Annotated in this window: 13 protein-coding genes; 8 read left to right on the top strand and 5 right to left on the bottom strand. The window is 45.0% G+C overall.

All coding sequences use genetic code 11. The annotated features are described in order from the left end of the window. The first annotated feature begins 58 nt into the window (after positions 1-58). The 3 genes from F7R24_RS01260 to F7R24_RS01250 are packed head-to-tail and all read left to right on the top strand — an operon-like array spanning position 59 to position 5,500. Positions 59-1,459 carry a Wadjet anti-phage system protein JetA family protein gene (locus F7R24_RS01260; protein ID WP_151669413.1) on the top strand — a complete coding sequence of 467 codons (1,401 nt, stop codon included), beginning with the start codon at positions 59-61 and terminating at the stop codon, positions 1,457-1,459. Then, positions 1,453-2,082 (top strand): DUF4194 domain-containing protein, encoded by a 630-nt coding sequence (locus tag F7R24_RS01255; RefSeq protein WP_151669412.1) that lies wholly within the window; start codon positions 1,453-1,455, stop codon positions 2,080-2,082. Before F7R24_RS01260 ends, F7R24_RS01255 begins: the two co-directional genes overlap by 7 nt. Then, entirely contained in the window at positions 2,069-5,500 is a 3,432-nt protein-coding gene (locus F7R24_RS01250; RefSeq protein ID WP_151669411.1) for an SbcC/MukB-like Walker B domain-containing protein, read from the top strand. The genes F7R24_RS01255 and F7R24_RS01250 overlap by 14 nt, the downstream gene beginning before the upstream one ends. Before the next feature lie 10 nt (positions 5,501-5,510). Here the strand turns inward: F7R24_RS01250 and F7R24_RS01245 are convergent, their stop codons facing one another. Both F7R24_RS01245 and F7R24_RS01240 read right to left on the bottom strand, forming a co-directional pair. Next, positions 5,511-8,105: an HD domain-containing phosphohydrolase gene (locus tag F7R24_RS01245; RefSeq protein ID WP_168926749.1), complete on the bottom strand. Its 2,595-nt coding sequence runs from the start codon at positions 8,103-8,105 to the stop codon at positions 5,511-5,513. A 205-nt stretch (positions 8,106-8,310) separates the two neighbouring features. Then, the gene (locus F7R24_RS01240; RefSeq protein WP_151669409.1) at positions 8,311-8,949 is read right to left on the bottom strand and encodes a hypothetical protein; all 639 of its coding nucleotides are present in this window, start codon (positions 8,947-8,949) and stop codon (positions 8,311-8,313) included. Positions 8,950-9,066: 117 nt separating this feature from the next. On the opposite strand from F7R24_RS01240, the gene F7R24_RS01235 reads away from it, so the two are divergent. From F7R24_RS01235 to F7R24_RS01225, 3 genes are all read left to right on the top strand, one after another. Continuing rightward, positions 9,067-9,624, top strand: coding sequence for a hypothetical protein (locus tag F7R24_RS01235; protein ID WP_206057446.1), 558 nt, complete (start codon positions 9,067-9,069; stop codon positions 9,622-9,624). Between the two features lie 82 nt (positions 9,625-9,706). Next, on the top strand, positions 9,707-11,032 hold the full coding sequence (locus F7R24_RS01230) for a DUF3422 family protein (RefSeq protein WP_240775933.1): 1,326 nt from the start codon (positions 9,707-9,709) through the stop codon (positions 11,030-11,032). Next, entirely contained in the window at positions 11,029-11,337 is a 309-nt protein-coding gene (locus F7R24_RS01225; RefSeq protein ID WP_151669408.1) for a BolA family protein, read from the top strand. The genes F7R24_RS01230 and F7R24_RS01225 overlap by 4 nt, the downstream gene beginning before the upstream one ends. A gap of 47 nt (positions 11,338-11,384) precedes the next feature. On the opposite strand, the gene aroA is transcribed toward F7R24_RS01225, so the two are convergent. Then, positions 11,385-12,668 (bottom strand): 3-phosphoshikimate 1-carboxyvinyltransferase, encoded by a 1,284-nt coding sequence (gene aroA, locus F7R24_RS01220; protein ID WP_151669521.1) that lies wholly within the window; start codon positions 12,666-12,668, stop codon positions 11,385-11,387. Positions 12,669-12,782: 114 nt separating this feature from the next. Here aroA and F7R24_RS01215 point away from each other — a divergent pair, with 114 nt between their 5' ends. Continuing rightward, a complete protein-coding gene (locus tag F7R24_RS01215; protein ID WP_240775932.1) occupies positions 12,783-14,594 on the top strand; it encodes an ABC transporter ATP-binding protein in 1,812 nt (603 codons plus the stop codon). A 95-nt stretch (positions 14,595-14,689) separates the two neighbouring features. After that, positions 14,690-15,160 (top strand): outer membrane lipoprotein, encoded by a 471-nt coding sequence (locus F7R24_RS01210; RefSeq protein ID WP_338087077.1) that lies wholly within the window; start codon positions 14,690-14,692, stop codon positions 15,158-15,160. A gap of 71 nt (positions 15,161-15,231) precedes the next feature. Here F7R24_RS01210 and F7R24_RS01205 read toward each other — a convergent pair whose 3' ends face one another. Both F7R24_RS01205 and F7R24_RS01200 read right to left on the bottom strand, forming a co-directional pair. After that, complete coding sequence (locus F7R24_RS01205; protein WP_151669407.1) at positions 15,232-15,813, bottom strand: YecA/YgfB family protein; 582 nt, start codon at positions 15,811-15,813, stop codon at positions 15,232-15,234. Positions 15,814-15,879: 66 nt separating this feature from the next. Next, positions 15,880-16,932, bottom strand: a complete 1,053-nt coding sequence (locus tag F7R24_RS01200; RefSeq protein ID WP_151669406.1) for a linear amide C-N hydrolase — start codon at positions 16,930-16,932, stop codon at positions 15,880-15,882. Between the last annotated feature and the right edge of the window lie 61 nt (positions 16,933-16,993).

Genomic DNA, 16,993 nt, shown 5'->3' with positions numbered 1-16,993 from the left:
GTTAAATTTCCGCTAGAATCTGCGTTTGGGTTGTCTGCACCGTAAATCAGGGATCTGCATGCTCTTCAATAAATTACCGGATACAATCTTTCTTCCCTTATCAGGTCAAAACCGCCAAATCTATCAGGTGGTTTTGCTGGAATTGGCAGATCTTTTTTTTGATGAAGATCTTATCGATCCTTTTATTCCCAGAGACTTGGTACGCTCAACCATAGAGAATGCTGTGGTGCGTATCGGTGTGCGTCGTTGGGAAGCGGAAGGGGATGATGATGCTGAGCCGCCTCGCTCCAGTGCCGATTACACCAATCGTATTTATCGCCGCTTGGTTGAGTGTGGCTGGTTAGAAGAAGAACAGCGTATCTATCGCCAGTATGTGTTACTGACCCCATCGGTTAGCTATATGCTGCGTGCACTTGTCTCGATTGCCCGCCTAGAAAAACGTAGCTACGGTGGTGCGGTACTTAACGTCCTGAGTTCGTTAGAAGCGGCAGTGAATGATCCAGTGGGTCGAGGTATTACGCTGTCTGAGGCAGCTCAAACGGCGGCTGAGTTCAGTGCTCACTTGACCGATATGCTGCTTGGATTGCGTGAGATGAAAATCTCCCTATCTGAAAGCAAGAATCCACAAGAAATTGTTCGTGGCTTTTTTGATCGTTTCGTAGAACAAATTCTGGTTTCTGACTATAAAACCCTCAAAACACGAAACAACCCTTTCCGCTATCGTCGCCAAATTATCGCTATGTTGCGTGATTTGCAGTTTGATTTGTTGCGCATTGAACAGTTAAGCCACCATTATCAATTACAGTATGAATTGGATTATGACAGCGCTGAAGCCATGGTTCATCAGCATATCAATCGAATTATTCGTATCTTTGAATCGGTTGATCAACGCTTAGCTGCGATTGATGATTTTCGCTACCAATTGGAAAAACGTGTTGCGGATACTGTGCGTTACATGGATAAAACTACGCCAGGTATGGCTGCACGCTTATCACGTTTAATTGCCGAATTAGGTCAGAAAAAAGGCACTCGGATTCCATTGCCCAAAACGCTGGATGAAGTGGCGTTTATTTCACCGGTCAGTATTCGTTCTCCGATGCGTAAGCGTGTCGAAGCAAAACCGCGAGTGATTACACGTATCGAAATTGACCCCAAAGTATTGGAATTACGTCGTTTATTTAAAGAGTACAAAGAGCGTCGCGAAGTCAAAATTGATCGCATTGAAGCCTATCTTGCGCGTCATTTTGGTGATCGACAAACGCTTAAAGCTACTGAGTTCACCATTGAATCAGTGGAAGATTACATCTGTTTTAGTTACATCCGCCACTTACAATCCTTAGGCAAAAAAGCTAAGCAAGTGGCCAGTCAGTATCGCATCGAATTTGATGACACCTATATTTGTGTCGATGATGTGGTGGAGTGTCGTGGTTTTGAAATTCACAGGAATACATCATGCTAGGAGATCTGCAAAAAGCCTTATCCCGTGCCGAAAAATATGAGGCCGAAGACTTTACCCGTGCAGCCAACTTATTGTTAGTCAGTCAATTTTTATACGCTGATCGCCCTGTGCATCGCGATAGTTATTTTTTGATCTCTGCGCATGTGGATTACTTTCGTAACCTGTTTGAAGCCATCGGTTGGACATTAATATATCAACCGGATGAAGCCTACATTGGCGTGGTTCCGCAGGGTGATGAGCGCGTGCTTAAGTTACGCTTGGATGAGTCGTTGCTGCTGTTATGCTTACGTCAGCTTTATGAGCAAACTCTAGAAAACTTCGAGATCCAAGATGGTAAGGCTTACATCACTACCGATAGTTTGTTACGTCTTTATGAAAACCTGACCGGAAAAGAAATCCCTAACGAAACCCGCTTAAAAGAGATTTTGTCACTGTTTACCCGTCATGGTTTAGTCGAGCGTGGCAAAGCAGATGAAACTGATCCCAAGAATATTCCATTAAAGATAAGCCCTGTCATACGTCAGGTGGTGGTTGAAGACTACATCGGTCAGCTAGAAGCTCTGTGCGATATTGATTCTGGTGACGATGTGACCGAACAGGAGAATACCGATGAAACAGCTTAACCGTATTGTCCTTGTTAACTGGTATGTATTGGGTGCGATAGAGATTCCTATCAAGGGGAACGTTGCTATTGTTGGTCCAAACGGCTCCGGTAAATCATCACTGTTGGACGCGATACAAACTGTATTGATGGGAGGGCATAAGCGCAATCTTAGCTTTAACGCCTCTGCGGGTGAAAAGTCTGAACGTTCATTGCGTACCTACTGTTTAGGTTTCTTGGATGACTTAGGCAAAAAAGTGAACGCTCGTGAAGACTCATTAACCTATATGGCTTTGAGTTTCTTTGATACCGAAACCGCCAAAGAAAGTTGTGTCGGCATTGCGATCAGTGCCTCGACTGCCAGTGCCGATGAGGACATTCTCGGTCGTTTTATCTTGCCGGACTTTTCTGTCACGCTTGATGATTTCTCCATCAAACAGGGTGGTGGGCGTTTGCCAAAACCCTGGCCAGAAGTGCGTGAAAGCTTGCTTAAACAGTGTCCAGAGATGGTGTTGGAGAAACGCGCGAGCCGTTTCGTGAAAGAAATGGTCACGCATCTGAGTCATGATGCACAAATGCCGAATGATGATGAAAAGTTCGTTAAAAACTTCAAAAACGCGCTGAAGTTCGTCCCTATCGACAGTCCAACGCGCTTTATTCGTGAATTCGTATTGGACGAAAACATTGTCCACGTCGGTGCCTTTCGTAAATCGCTGGATGAGTATCGAGCGATGGAGCAGAAAACTCAAGAAGTTGCCAATCGCATTGCAGAATTGGAGAAGGTTCAGGAGCTTTGTCAGGGTATTGCTCGAAATGTGAAAAACTCGGTTGAATATGAGTGGGTGGTTCACGAAAGTCGTTTTGAACATGCTGACCTGAAAAAAGAGGAAGCTGCTGAACGATTAGAAAGTTACACCGATCAGGAAGCAACACTTCAAGCAGACCTAGAAGCAAACAGTGAAGCGCTGAATAACACCCTGCAAGATCTAGCCAACGCGCGTGCTGAGTTAAATAATACCGATTCAGCTCACAAGGTGAATGCACTCGAATCTCGAATTTCTGCTCGCCAGCACGAAGTATCGGTGGTGCGTGAAAAGATTCAGCAGGTCTATAACCTGATGCGCACCACGGTCGGTTTTTCAGAGCAACTGGAGTTGTTACCCGAAAACTTCCGTCCTGTGGTGCAGCAGTCGGTGCAATTATGGCGAACCGGTGAAAACACCCTAAGTGGCATGTGGCCGGAATCACCTGTAGAGGTAGATAACACCCTGACTAAACTTCGTGAGATGGTTGATCCCGTTCGTAAAGCGATAGCCCGTCGTTACGAAGAGTCAGTTATTCGCATTAATGACATTCGCACCCAGATTCAAAATCAAAAAAGTGCCGTCGAACAGTTGCAGCAGGGACGTGCCCCCGTGCGTCACGCCACGCGTGAATTGATCGGTTTGCTCAAAGAGTATGGTATAGAGTCCACGCCCATTTGTGAGCTAGTGGACATCACCGAAGATAAATGGCGTATCGCCATAGAGTCCTTTTTAGGTGCTCGTCGTGAAGCCTTAGTGGTTTCACCTGATCGTGTTAAAGAAGCCATTACACTTTACCGCCGCAAAGGTCGTCACCTTAAAGGCTGTCGTATTATCAACACCACTAAGACCGATGAGTGGCTGAACCGCTCGAAGCGTGGCACCTTGGTTGAGTTTGTTGAAACCGACAACGAGCATGCCCGTGCGTACATGAACCGTGCCCTGGGTGGTGTCATGGCGGTAGAAACGGAAAACGATCTGTTACGCCATGAACGTGCCTTAACTTATGACTGCATGCTGCAGTCTGAAGGTTCGACCACCGCAATCAACGAACTCAGCGCCATTATGGGGATTCGTCGTCGAGGTGATCAGTTAGCACTGCAAGGCAAACAAGTAGATGAGATGATTGCTGAATTTGCCACCTTGGGTAAACAGCATGAAACTCTGGAAAAACTGCGTGATGCGCTTATTCAACTGGGTTCAGGCTTGTTACAAGTCAACGAGCGTGTGTTTGATTTAGCTAACCAGCGCGATCAGTTGAACAGTGAAATTGAAGGCTATCATCAAGCGATTGTTGACCTGCGTAACCATGATGACTCCGGCATTCAAAATCGAATTGCAGAATTGGCTGAACAACAAAAGAATACCGAAGCGCGTCAAAAGTCCTTAATGGACAAGCTGCAGAAAGTACGTACCGGCATGATTAAAGACCACTCTTCACTTGAATTGTTGGAAAGAGAGTTATCGGAACATGCTCAATCGCGAAGTCGCTGTGAAGAAAATCCGAATTTCGATGCTCAATCTGCTCAAGAAAAGCGTGATTATCTGGATGAGAGCTGTGGTGGCGAACTGGAGCGTGTCATTTTTGAAGCCGCCAAAAAAGCACAAAGCGAATTGCAGTTACACGAGAAGAAGAAAAACGGTGTTCGTGACGCCGTAGCACAATATAAAGCACGCTATCATGGCGGTGGCATGACGCACGGTGGTTTAGACAATATCAGTGCTGACTCGACCCATGAAGATTTAGAAAAGTATGTCAATGAAACCGTCACGGCCCTGCAAGAATCTGAACTTGCGCTTTACACCAAGAAGGCTGAACGTGCTCGCCTAGAAGCGGAAACCGCGTTCCGCTCTGACTTCGTGGCGCACTTGAACGATCAGATCGATAAGATTAAAGAGTTGATCCGTGAGCTTAACAGTCACTTGAAAAATCGTCCGTTCCACAAAGAGATGTATAGCTTCGAGATGATGCCTAACCCTGAATTGAAAGATATTCTGGAACTGGTAGAAGCATACACCCGCATGGATCAGGCAAACGTGGGTTCACTGTTTGATATCAATCATGAGCAAGATTCAGGGCACCGTGATGCCTTGGCTAAGATTCATGAAGTGTTGAAGAACGAAGGTGAAAGTACACTGCTTCAGGATTACCGTAACTTCTACAACTTTGAGTTGGTGGTGAAAGATCTACAGGGTAATCGCAAAACCACACTGACTCAGCGTATCAAGACCGGTTCAGGTGGTGAGCACCAAGTGCCTTTCTATGTTGCCATGGCAGCGGCGTTGGGGGCGACCTATCGCTTGAAAGAGGGCAGTGATGGTAAGCCTGTGGGTGGTTTCAGTTTGTCGGTATTCGATGAAGCCTTTAACAAACTGGACTCAGAGAACACGGTGACCTCTCTTGGTTTTATGACCGACTTAGGTTTGCAAACCATTATTGCGGCACCGGATGAAAAATACTCTTTGCTAAGTTCGTGTATGGATACCATCATCAACGTCTGTCGTGATGGACGTGTGGTGGATATTGATGTTGAGTTCCCAACCGAGAAGGGTAAGGAACTATTAGCATCTGATCACCCTTATAAAATGATCGATATGGATACCGCTGATGAGGATGAAATGGAAGCGTTGAGTTGATACATCGGCTTTATTTTAAATAAGCTTGCAGGGCGGATAGCCCTGCATCATCACAGTTGAAATGTTGAATATTGGCTTCCACTTGAGTTCCTGTCAGCGGTGAGCTAGAGACAAGATCAAAATCGTTTAACCAACCATCTGGTGGATTGATGATGACAAAATCATCCCCCATCACTCGGAACAGCATAGCGCCTGGACACTTCACTTCTAACCAATCTGCGAAGTCTTTCAACAGTTGATTGCCGGCATGCCAGCCATACTTGCTGTTGTATTCAGCAAAGTTTTTCAACAGCAGCATCTGCAACGAGTGAAAGTGCACATGCAATCCCCGTTGTAGCATAAAGTGAAGATACTCGGCGTTATGTAAGCCTGTTAACTGGTCATTGAAAAAGTAAGCGAAACGTTGTTTCTCTAGGTCCGAAGCGGGGAGTTGTTCCTCCTTGGATACATCACTTAGGTCTTCATTAGCCAAAACATCGACGGCAGCAGCAACGACAGCGACATCATAATGCTTTCCAGCAAGTGCTTGTAACTCTTTCATAGCTTCTTCAATGGTTTTTCTGGGTTTGTAAATTCTGTTAGACGTCATGGCATCAAAGGAATCAGCAACTGCCATGATTCTAGATAATAACGGAATATCACCATCTTTTAGTCCCTGAGGATAACCGCTGCCATCTAAACGCTCATGATGATGTCGCATTAATTCAGCCAGATCTTGGTACATTTTTATACCAGACAGCGTTTCATAACCCACTACCACGTGCTGTTTGATCAGTTCATACTCCAAGGGTGTCAGTTGACCGGGCTTTAACAACACTGCATCAGGAATAATGATTTTGCCGATATCATGAAGTGTTGATGCTTTCACTAAGCACTGAATTTTATTCTCAGGAAGCTGCATTTTACGGGCAATCAGCTCAGAGTATTTAGCGACACGACGAGTGTGGCCCGCGGTATAAGTATCACGTTTCTCAATCATATCGACCATCGCTTGGATGGTTTCTTCATAATTACTGATACGAGAGGCTTCTGATTGTTCACTTTCTTCACGACGGATAAATGCATGCATGGCAAAACCAAGATCGCCTGCCAGTTGGTCTAACATGCTGATTTCGTCTTGTTCAAAGCCCTCTTTACGATGGGTATAGACACAGAGCATGCCGATAGGTTGAGAAAAGGCATCTGAACGCAGTGGTAAAAACGCGGCAGCACTTAAACCCAGTGGAGCAATCCGCTCATCTGACAGTTCGTTTGAAGAGATCTGTATTAATTGGTTCTGTAAAATGGCTTGGTGAATTTTAGCCAGCATCTCGGGTGATTGCGTTAAGGCTATCAACTGCTCTGTAGAGCCATAAGAGCTGACTAAGCGCTCAATATAGTCACCTTGTTCGGTATGACGAAGGCTAGCAACCCATGCGAAACGATACTCAGGATGAGACACCAGCCGGTCACAGGCAGACTTTAACATCTCCATTCGATGCGTTGAGGTGATAATGATTTGGTTAACATCCGCTACGGTTTGCACAATCCCTCTAAGGTATTGCTCGTGTTCGAGTAAGGATTCAATTTGTAACGTACGTTTACTAACACGATCCTCAAGTTCGGTATTTAAATGACTGAGTTTCTGTTGATGATGATGAAGTCGACGATTAATTCGTATCACGTAGGCAATAAACATCATACCGGTAATGAAGGATAACAAGGTAATTAACAGATAATGCCAGTAGGCTTTCAGTGCTTCAGGGAAGGGTTGATGGGCTACATCATCATAAGGCTCAAGTTTTAGTTCGCGTAAAAGTCCATGTATGGGCTGATAATTTTGTGGTAATCCCCAGCCTGCGCCATAAGGTGAGTGATACAGCATGTTTGCTTCAGGCATGGTAAATAAAGCCAAAGCAACCTCTAACGCTAAATCTTCAGATACATGAGCAAGTTTGGCTAGCGGCCATTCGGGGTAGAGTCGAGTACTCACTCTGTAAGGGAAATAGCTTAAATGCCTTTCTGCAATGACATAAATATCGCTTAATTGCAGTTTTCCTTCACCGGCCATTTTTTCAAGCGTGCCCGTTCTGACAAAGCCCGCATCCGCTTCTTGTGCGATCACTGCTTCGACGACAGCGTCGTGTGTGCCCATAAAGGTTAGGGATCTAAACTGAGACGGTGTAATTCCTTGATTAAGGATTTCTCTTAAACCTGTTTGCCAACCGCCAAATGACGTTTCATCGACAGCGGCAATACGTTTGCCTTTCAGGTCATTGATTAACGTCACAGACTGATTATCGACTCGTGAAATGATCACACCACCAAAACTGTTAACCGGAGTACCTGAAGCGGTTCGGGTGTAGAGTGTAGCGATGGCACTGGCGTTGTAACGAGATTCCAGCGTGATAAAGATCGATGAGTTGGCAATAATAAAGTCAACGCTGCGCTGTCGGGTTGCTAAGTTAATCTCATCGAAGGCTAGCGGAACCAAGATAAACTCGTAATCAGGTAAAGAGCGATTTAGGTGATTAACCATGCCTTCCCATGACAGTTCCGCCATTTGATGACCACGAAGACTTAATACACCGATTTTAACGGTTTCACTTGCTGCAAAAACAGGCAAACTAACACAAGCAGAAAACACTAGGCACAGAAGTAAAAAAAGTCTGCTTAGTAGAGAGGTTCTCTTACGTCTATCTGCACAATTAAAGCCGTAATGCATTAGGTTTGGCCTCGGGGCAGAGTCATTTTGTTTGATTCTGCAGAGTTAATTTTATTCATTTATTTCTTATCAGAGTATAGATGTTTTTGTTAAGAAACCATTATTTTCAAAAGGGTATTTTATCAGACAAAAGGTGACGTTTAGCAGGAGTAGCTTTCAGCCGCAATTGACAGACAGCTTGAGAGTTAAATATAGCTATTAAATAGGAATTTTCTTCAGTAACTTGCCACTTGAGTGGTTCTGTGCTCAACGAAAGAATCATGCTGTGAAGGCTTGGAGTGAAGGATTTTGACAGCATCTCAAGTTGGTCATACTGCTCAGCGTAAAGATACTGTGCCAGTTGCTCCGCACTAAGGGTTTTCGAAACAGTGGGTTTGATAAAGCGACAAAGTCGAGGCTCCTTTGCGAAACTCTTACGAACGCTGAGCTCACTGGGAATTTTGAAGGCTGAGTTATCACGCACATTGGTATTGAAGTTGAGGCTCTCCAGACCCTCTATCACAGACCGTAAACTCCAACCGCATCCTTTTATCAATTGCCAAGCAGGTTCCAAGCTCGATCGAGAGCCCAAGGTGTAGCGAGCAGCGTCTTCTTCATTAGGCTTAAAGCAGGTTAATTGTAAAAACGTACTTTGAAAGTCGACTAGGGTCGATGGTGTATCTATCAGGCAATAGGGATGCTCCCGTCTGAAAAAAATCAGCCAGTCTTCTTTTGACTCTAGGCAAGGATACACCGCAATATTCATCCATAGATTGTAACCTAAAGTTTTCAAAATGAGCAGGATGAAACTCTAGCCATCCCTTTTTGTCCAATTTTGGCCTTGCAGGGTATACTAGTGTCGAATGTTCATAAGGAGAGCACCATGATTAAACGTATTACAGCCTTAACTGCCTTAGGAGTTTTGGCAACAGGCTTGTCGATCACTTCTCATGCCGATACTCAGCCCCTCTTTCAACAGGGTGGAGAGCTATTGTTGCAAACATCATTGTTTACAACTCATTATAGTAATGACCCAGATCATCATGAAAAGCAGCGTTTAATTAATCTTGAATGGACCTTCGCAGAAAAAGATAACATCAATATTCAACGACCAGCGGGAAGTGATTGGCGGGACGAAATTCGCTGGCTAGTTGGCGGAGCAACGTTTAAAAACTCGTTTAATCAGCAAAGCACCTATCTATATGCTGGTGGTCGTTACAACTATTTTGAAAATGAAACCACTCGGGCCTATGCCAAATTGACTGCTGGACTGTTACACGGTTATCGGGGTGAATATCGAGACAAGATTCCCTTTAACCGTTTTGGTGTAGCACCTGCCATTTTACCTGCTTTTGGTGTTGAGCATCATCGTGTCAATCTGGAAATGATACCTTTTGGGACTGCAGGGGTTATGTTTAACATAGGATATGTATTTAGATAGAATTCGTATAACGATATAATGTGAATACATAAAACCAAAAGACTTTTCTATTTAAAAGACTTTTATCTAAGAGACTTTCCCGATGATGGACACCGCCTTTCCGATGGAGCAGCATCCATTACGATCTGCATTGTATGATGAGTTACACTCGCGTCCATTTCAGGTTATTCCCTGTCCAGCACGAATTACACATCTAGCATTACTGACGACGCCAGAGCAAAGCCAAGAACAGTTTGACCATCTATGTGAATTGCATCAATTAATGGGTTTACCTCAACCCGATAAAGAAGTTCGCTGTTATGAGAAAGATTTTGGTCACTTCCGAATTCGCCGCGAACAGCACATGGAGTTTGCTTCCTATACCTTTATTAATTTAGCACCCGTAGATGATGGAGAAATCCCTTTTGTAACGACGGGCATCAGTCCTTTACCCGAAGGTTGGTTAGCAGGGTTAAAAGGACAGGTGGTTGCCGCTTTCCATTTGCAGTTAGAATCATCAGAAAAAGGTTTAGAAACGGATATTCAATTGATTCGTCCCGCATTTGAGGGAATGCGTTTGGTGGGGAGTTGCCCTCATAATGGGAGTGCTCGCGTATGGGGTACTTTCAGAATGCATAGCGATGGTTTTGGGCGTTTTTTGGTACTGAATCATCGTATGTCGAATAGTCAGTTAGGTCGGTTAACACAGCGATTACTGGAAATCGAAACTTATCGTCTGATGTCGTTACTTTCCGTTAGCTTAGCACGAGAAATTACCCCAGATCTAACTGAGATGGATCAACAACTGGCTCGGATTACACAGGACTTGGCCGATCACAATCATGTTGATGAGCGAGCGATACTGGCAGAGTTGACCGATATGGCTGCTCGTATTGAAGCCTTTAGAGCCAAATCCACTTTCCGATTCTCTGCAACTCGTGCGTATCATCAGCTAGTGTTAACACGATTAGAAGAACTACGGGAAGATGAAGTATCAGGGCATTTAACCATCCGTGAATTCATGACGCGCCGACTAACACCAGCGGTTAAGACCTGTGAATCGGTTGCCTATCGATTAGAAGATATTTCGCGCCGTGTTGACCGCGCATCTGATATGATGCGTACACGTGTAGAGCTATCCATTCAGCATCAAAATCAAACCTTGTTAACCTCAATGGATAAGCGTTCTCAAGTTCAATTAATGATGCAGCATACCGTGGAAGGCTTATCAGTGGTTGCAATCAGTTATTACTTGGTTGGATTACTCAAATATTTGATCGATGCCGTTTACAACTTCGGTGTGCCTTTCGATAAATCCATTGTGACGGGTGCAATGATTCCGCTGGTGGTGTTTTTAGTGTGGTTTAGTGTCAGACGTATACACCATCATTTTATGAAATTAGCAGAAAAGAAGCAGAACCTATCATGAACGTTGCTGAAAAATTAGAATCTTTAGTCCGTGAAGGGGTGAATGTTGACGTGTTTGCCCTTGAAAATGAAAGTCACATGCACTCAGGACCCGCTACGGAAAGCCACTTCAAGCTAGCCTTGGTTAGTTCAGATTTTGACGCTATGCCCAAGGTTCGTCGTCATCAAAAAGTGTATGGCTTAGTCGCAGAGTTGATGCAAAATCCCATTCATGCGCTGGCGCTGCATCTCTATACGCCAGACGAATGGCAGTCCTTACAAGGTTTGGTTCCTGCTTCACCTAACTGTAAAGGTGGTGGGAAGTAGTCAACCGATGTTTAATTCGCCCAGATGTGGGCGAATTCCTAATCCAGTTACTGGGTAATCTTTCCAAACAGATCAAAATATTCCGGAAAGGTCTTACGAGTACACCCCGGATCATTAATCGTGATGGGTGCGTTGCCAAAGGCAGCTAAGGAAAAACACATCGCCATGCGATGATCATCATAGGTATCGATACTCGCCGCTATGAGTTCAGTAGGCGGAGTGATTTCGATAAAGTCTTCACCTTCGATCACTTCGGCACCGACTTTACGCAATTCAGTTGCCATTGCACTTAACCGATCAGTTTCTTTAACTCGCCAGTTATACACATTACGAATGGCTGTTGGCCCTTTGGCAAACAGGGCGGTGGTAGCAATCGTCATGGCGGCATCAGGAATCGCGTTTAGGTCTAAATCGACACCCTTTAGCTCATCTCCACGCGTCACTTCGATCCACGTCGGTCCATAGGTCACGTTGGCACCCATTTTACCTAACACTTCTGCAAAGGCTTTGTCGCCTTGCACACTGTCTGACCCCACACCATAGACACGAACGGTTCCACCTGCAATCGCTGCAGCGGCCAAGAAGTAAGACGCAGAAGAGGCGTCTCCCTCAACCATCACTTCACCTGGAGAGCGATAACATTGGTTTCCTTTAATAACAAAACGCGTATAATTCTCATTCTCGACTTTGACGCCGAACAATTCCATACTGTGTAGAGTGATATCAATATAAGGTTTAGAAACGAGTTCACCTTCAACTTGTATGACTAAATCATCTTTGGCGAGTGGTGCTGCCATCAGTAATGCGGTTAAAAACTGACTGGAGATATTACCGCGAATACTAACGGTTCCTCCACTTAGGCCTTTCGCGTGAAGTGTGAGTGGTGGATAGCCCTCTTCTTTTAAGTAGGTCACCTGAGCACCTAGAGGAAGCAAAGCGTCTACCAAGTCACGAATAGGGCGCTCTGACATGCGCGGTTCTCCGGTTAAGGTAAATTCACCTTGACCCAAGCAAAGCGCTGCACACAAGGGGCGCATGGCAGTTCCAGCATTGCCGAGAAACAGTTCTAAAGGTTGATCTGCCTGAAAGGGTTTGCCCGTACCTTGCACAGTGCAGCTCTTTCGGTCATCAGAGAGTTGATACTGAACGCCAAGCTTCTGTAGCGCGTTCAGCATATGTTTGACATCATCACTGTCGAGTAGGTTGGTGATGCGTGTTTCACCCTCCGCCAGTGCTGCAAGCAACAATAAACGGTTCGAAAGGCTTTTAGAGCCTGGAAGCTGTACTTCGCCTTTTGCATGGCAAAGTGGATTGAGTGTCAAACTGTCCATGGTGATGATCTGTTTCTTCTCGTTGGAATGAAAAATTGGAAGCGCATAAACTATCATTATTTACCCCAAGGAGCGAGGATTTGAACCGCTTAGATTGGGATCAAGGAGCGTGTTTTGTCGATTGAACCCCAGCGCGATGGGCCGCAGCAGTTTACATGGCACTCGATATGGCGTGTTGCGTTAAAGCATCGTCGTGAACTGATCATCGCTAATGTTGTGGCGTTATTAGCGGCGATTGCCTCGGTACCTGTTCCGTTGTTAATGCCTTTACTTGTCGATGAAGTGCTGCTTGATCAGCCGGGCGCAATTGTGGCGGCTGTTAATCAGCTGTTTCCTGCATCTTGGCATGGGCCCGCCTTGTATATTTTTTCTGTGTTTGCCTTAACCGTTGTGTTACGTGTAATTGCAATTATTTTGAACGTTTGGCAGGCACGTCAATTTACTATTATCTCTAAAGATCTGATTTTCAAAATACGTTCCTCTCTGTTATCGCACTTGCAGAGAATATCAATGGCCGAATATGAAACCATTGGCAGCGGACGAGTGGCATCACATTTTGTCACAGACCTGGATACCGTTGATCGGTTTGTCGGTAGTTCCATCAGTCGCCTGTTAGTGGCTGTGTTATCCATCATTGGTACGGCCATCATTCTGCTGTTGATGCACTGGCAGTTGGCTCTCTTTATTCTGTTTCTGAATCCTTTTGTCATCTGGTTAACGATGGTGATAGGTACGCGGGTTAAAGACCTTAAAAAGCAAGAAAACCTTTCTTATGAGGTGTTTCAAGGTGCCTTAACCGAAACGCTTGATGCCATTCAACAGATTCGTGCCAGTAACCGTGAACGCCATTATCTAATGCGTTTAGTCGACAGTGCGCGAGATGTAAGAGATCACTCCAGTCGTTTTGAATGGCAATCCGATGCGGCCAATCGCTTTAGCTTTTTGGTGTTTCTCATAGGATTTGATCTATTCCGATCTGTCGCCATGATGATGGTGCTGTTTTCAGACTTAAGTGTGGGGCAAATGATGGCAGTATTTGGCTACCTTTGGTTTATGATGGGGCCAGTACAAGAGATTTTAGGGATTCAATATGCTTGGTTTGGTGCCAAGGCAGCATTGGCGCGAGTTAATAACCTGATTGCCTTGAAAGAAGAACCACATTATCCCGCCTTAAAAGATCCTTTTGCACAACATGCCGGTGTGGATGTTGTCGTTGAAAATATTCATTTTAGTTACAGTGAAGGGCAGGAAGTGCTTCGAGGTATTTCATTACATATTAACGCGGGCGAAAAAGTGGCCCTAGTGGGTGCCAGTGGCGGTGGCAAATCCACCTTGATTCAAGTGATTTTGGGTTTATATCCAGCTGAAGAAGGTGATGTGCGTTTTAATGGTATCTCTGTTAAAGAGATAGGTTTTGCCCGCGTCAGAGAGAAAGTAGCAACAGTGCTTCAGCAGCCGGCACTGTTTAACGGTACCGTCCGTGATAATTTACTAATGGGGCAGTCCTACACAGACGAGCAGTGCTGGGATGCGCTAAAAGTCGCGCAGTTAGATGACTTCGTTCGTGATGAGTTGTCTAATCAACTGGATACATTGGTTGGACGTCAAGGTGTTCGTTTATCAGGCGGGCAACGACAACGGCTTGCTATTGCTAGAATGGTGTTAAGTGATCCGGCCATCGTTATTTTGGATGAAGCCACCTCAGCACTGGATACAACGACAGAAACGCGCTTGCATCAGGCGATGCATGAGTTCTTAAAAAATCGTACCACCTTGATTGTTGCGCACCGTTTAAGCGCGGTGAAGCAAGCGGATAAGGTCTATGTATTTGAAGATGGACAAATTGCAGAGCAGGGTAGCCATGATAAGTTGATAGAAGAGAAGGGGCTTTATCATAAACTCTATGGTGATCCACAACATGTTTGAAAAAATGATCGGTTGCTAAGATTCGGTTAAGTTTCAGGTCGGTATAATGGTCTATAATAGAATGTATAGTTGCTTTTAATGCTAGGAGAAAACGTATGATGAAGAAAACCGCAGTTGCATTGACTCTTCTGCTCAGTGGTGCGGTACTAACCGGCTGTGCTCAGTCGACGCTGACTGGAACCAGCTACAGCCGTGGTGAAGCTCGTCAGGCTCAGACGGTACAAATGGGTCGTGTAGAGTCTGTCGTACCCATCGTGATTGAAGGTCGTACAGATGGCGTTGTTGGAGCCGGTGCTGGTGCCATTATTGGTGGTATCGCAGGTAACCAAGTTGGTGGTGGCAGTGGTCGTCAAATTGCTACCGTTATTGGTGCGGTTGCCGGTGGTGTCGGTGGTCAACGTGTTGAAGAGATGACCAGTCGTCGTCAAGGCGTTGAAGTCACTGTTCGCTTGGACAACGGTTCACTCGTTTCCGTAGTGCAAGAGGTTGATCCTAACCAAATATTCAGCCCAGGTGATCGCGTACGTGTGTTAGGTCAAGGTAGCACCATGCGTGTAACCTACTAACCCATAAGTTTTCACTGATCAAATAGAAACGCCCGCATAGCGGGCGTTTCTATTGTAAGATCTCAAATCAATTATTTATCTGGTGCGTGGTAATACAGATATAGATCCACCAATAGCTCTGGAATCTGCTCTGCCATTTCTTCACTTAGTGCTCTGTCCTGTCTAATTTCAAGAATCTCAGGATCATCAAAAAGTTCAGAAGCTACCATGATCGGTAATAGAAGACCTGCCACAGTCTCTTCATCATTACCAAACCAGTCTTCCTCACGCATAAATACACCTTCCATAAAGGACTGTGCCCAGATCGTCAGTTCTGGTTCATCTTCGTCTTCATCTTCGTCAGTATCCAGCGTCAATTCACAAGGAAGTAGGGTTTCCTGATCATTGTACAGATCTTGACCAATGGTAAAGTGCAGTTTGCGCAATAGACCGATGATCAGTTCCTTTTGCTCTGCTGATTCCCACTTAGGCTCTGAGTCAAATAACAGATCCAGCCATTCTTGTTCAGGCACTTTCGTTGGACTGATATTTAGCGCGCATAACAATCCATGTGTTCCAATCAGATCTAAAGAATCCTCCGAAACCGCTGATGAAAATAGAAAAGCTTCTAGCTGATCGAGTTCAGCTTCTGTAATCAAACCTGTGGCAGTCATTGAGATCGTCCTATTTTTGTCATGTCGCGCTATTGTAACCTGTATTGCAGATCCGCTGATACGTTTTTACAGGCCCATAAATTGGAAAGGTTCAGATTCAACAAAGTATTGGCTCGCCTCACCTGCATAGATCTGTTCTTCCGCTAACGCCAATTTCTTAACGCTTGCCCCTTCACTAAAATTAATGTTGTTAAAATCAACCCAGATGGCATTGGGTGTAAGAACATTTTCGTAGTAATAAATACGATTTTTCTGATCAGAAACAACACGCCAGCGTGTATTGGATAGGTGAGGTTGGTCTTCAGCAGAAATTCCATAAGGTACAGAGACATTGCGTACGATACTCATCACACTGGCAGCAGCAATACGAGGGTCACTGGTTTGTGGAATACGATCAATATAATACGACGCTCTGACAAAACGGTCTTGAGCGCGATTACTGCCCGGTAAGAAAATCGTACCGGGAATGCCTTCCCAATAACCTTTAATGGCTAACTGTTGCTCAAACGGTGGGTCATTAGTCATCACCTGATAGTCACGGTTATGGTGAATCACTAACTTTCCTTCAATGTATTCCAGGATGGCGCTGTCACCGGAGCTGTCCGACATAGACAGATGCACAGTGGTAAACTTATTAGTGCCAGGTATGTAGTCAGATACTACGGCAAAAGGTTCGTCCTTAAAGAAATTGACCGCCTCCTCAACGGTGGCAAAATTATCCAAGGCGAACTGAGCCCATAAAGACACCGCAATGCCTGGACGGTCTCCATCTTTTTCAAAGGCTGGATATTCTGACTCCACCAGCCACAATAAATTGGCGACTAAGCCTTTTTCATTCATACCATCCGTCGTGGCGATATCCCATGAGCTGGTAATCACGCTGCCATATTTCGACGTCCACTCAACCGAATTAGCACCGACCATACCTTCGCGCTGCATACCTTGGGGAAAAGCCCAGATATTAGCTGGGATATCTAAGGAAAAATCCATACTTCGACCGGTAATGACCATATCATCGGGACCGTGATAAACCATGCGTGTACACGCATGCGTTTGACTCGCTAAAACAACAGACGCGGCAAATACGCCGGAAAGAAGGGCGGTAGAGATTTTTTTCATAAATACCTCTGACAAAATTGAAATTATTTTTAATTAAGGAACGGATGCAATGGTTAAGTAA

It is taken from the genome of Nitrincola schmidtii, assembly GCF_008973715.1.
GTDB classification, from domain to species: Bacteria; Pseudomonadota; Gammaproteobacteria; order Pseudomonadales; family Balneatricaceae; genus Nitrincola; species Nitrincola schmidtii.
This window is presented reverse-complemented; position numbering and strand designations above follow the sequence as displayed.

Bases quoted from the DNA above. Each gene is read 5' to 3' on its own strand.
- F7R24_RS01225 (WP_151669408.1), top strand. From the start codon at position 11,029: ATGAACGTTGCTGAAAAATTAGAATCTTTAGTCCGTGAAGGGGTGAAT.
- F7R24_RS01230 (WP_240775933.1), top strand. From the start codon at position 9,707: ATGATGGACACCGCCTTTCCGATGGAGCAGCATCCATTACGATCTGCA.
- aroA (WP_151669521.1), bottom strand. From the start codon at position 12,668: ATGGACAGTTTGACACTCAATCCACTTTGCCATGCAAAAGGCGAAGTA.
- F7R24_RS01260 (WP_151669413.1), top strand. From the start codon at position 59: ATGCTCTTCAATAAATTACCGGATACAATCTTTCTTCCCTTATCAGGT.
- F7R24_RS01235 (WP_206057446.1), top strand. From the start codon at position 9,067: ATGATTAAACGTATTACAGCCTTAACTGCCTTAGGAGTTTTGGCAACA.
- F7R24_RS01210 (WP_338087077.1), top strand. From the start codon at position 14,690: ATGATGAAGAAAACCGCAGTTGCATTGACTCTTCTGCTCAGTGGTGCG.
- F7R24_RS01250 (WP_151669411.1), top strand. From the start codon at position 2,069: ATGAAACAGCTTAACCGTATTGTCCTTGTTAACTGGTATGTATTGGGT.
- F7R24_RS01240 (WP_151669409.1), bottom strand. From the start codon at position 8,949: ATGAATATTGCGGTGTATCCTTGCCTAGAGTCAAAAGAAGACTGGCTG.
- F7R24_RS01255 (WP_151669412.1), top strand. From the start codon at position 1,453: ATGCTAGGAGATCTGCAAAAAGCCTTATCCCGTGCCGAAAAATATGAG.
- F7R24_RS01200 (WP_151669406.1), bottom strand. From the start codon at position 16,932: ATGAAAAAAATCTCTACCGCCCTTCTTTCCGGCGTATTTGCCGCGTCT.
- F7R24_RS01205 (WP_151669407.1), bottom strand. From the start codon at position 15,813: ATGACTGCCACAGGTTTGATTACAGAAGCTGAACTCGATCAGCTAGAA.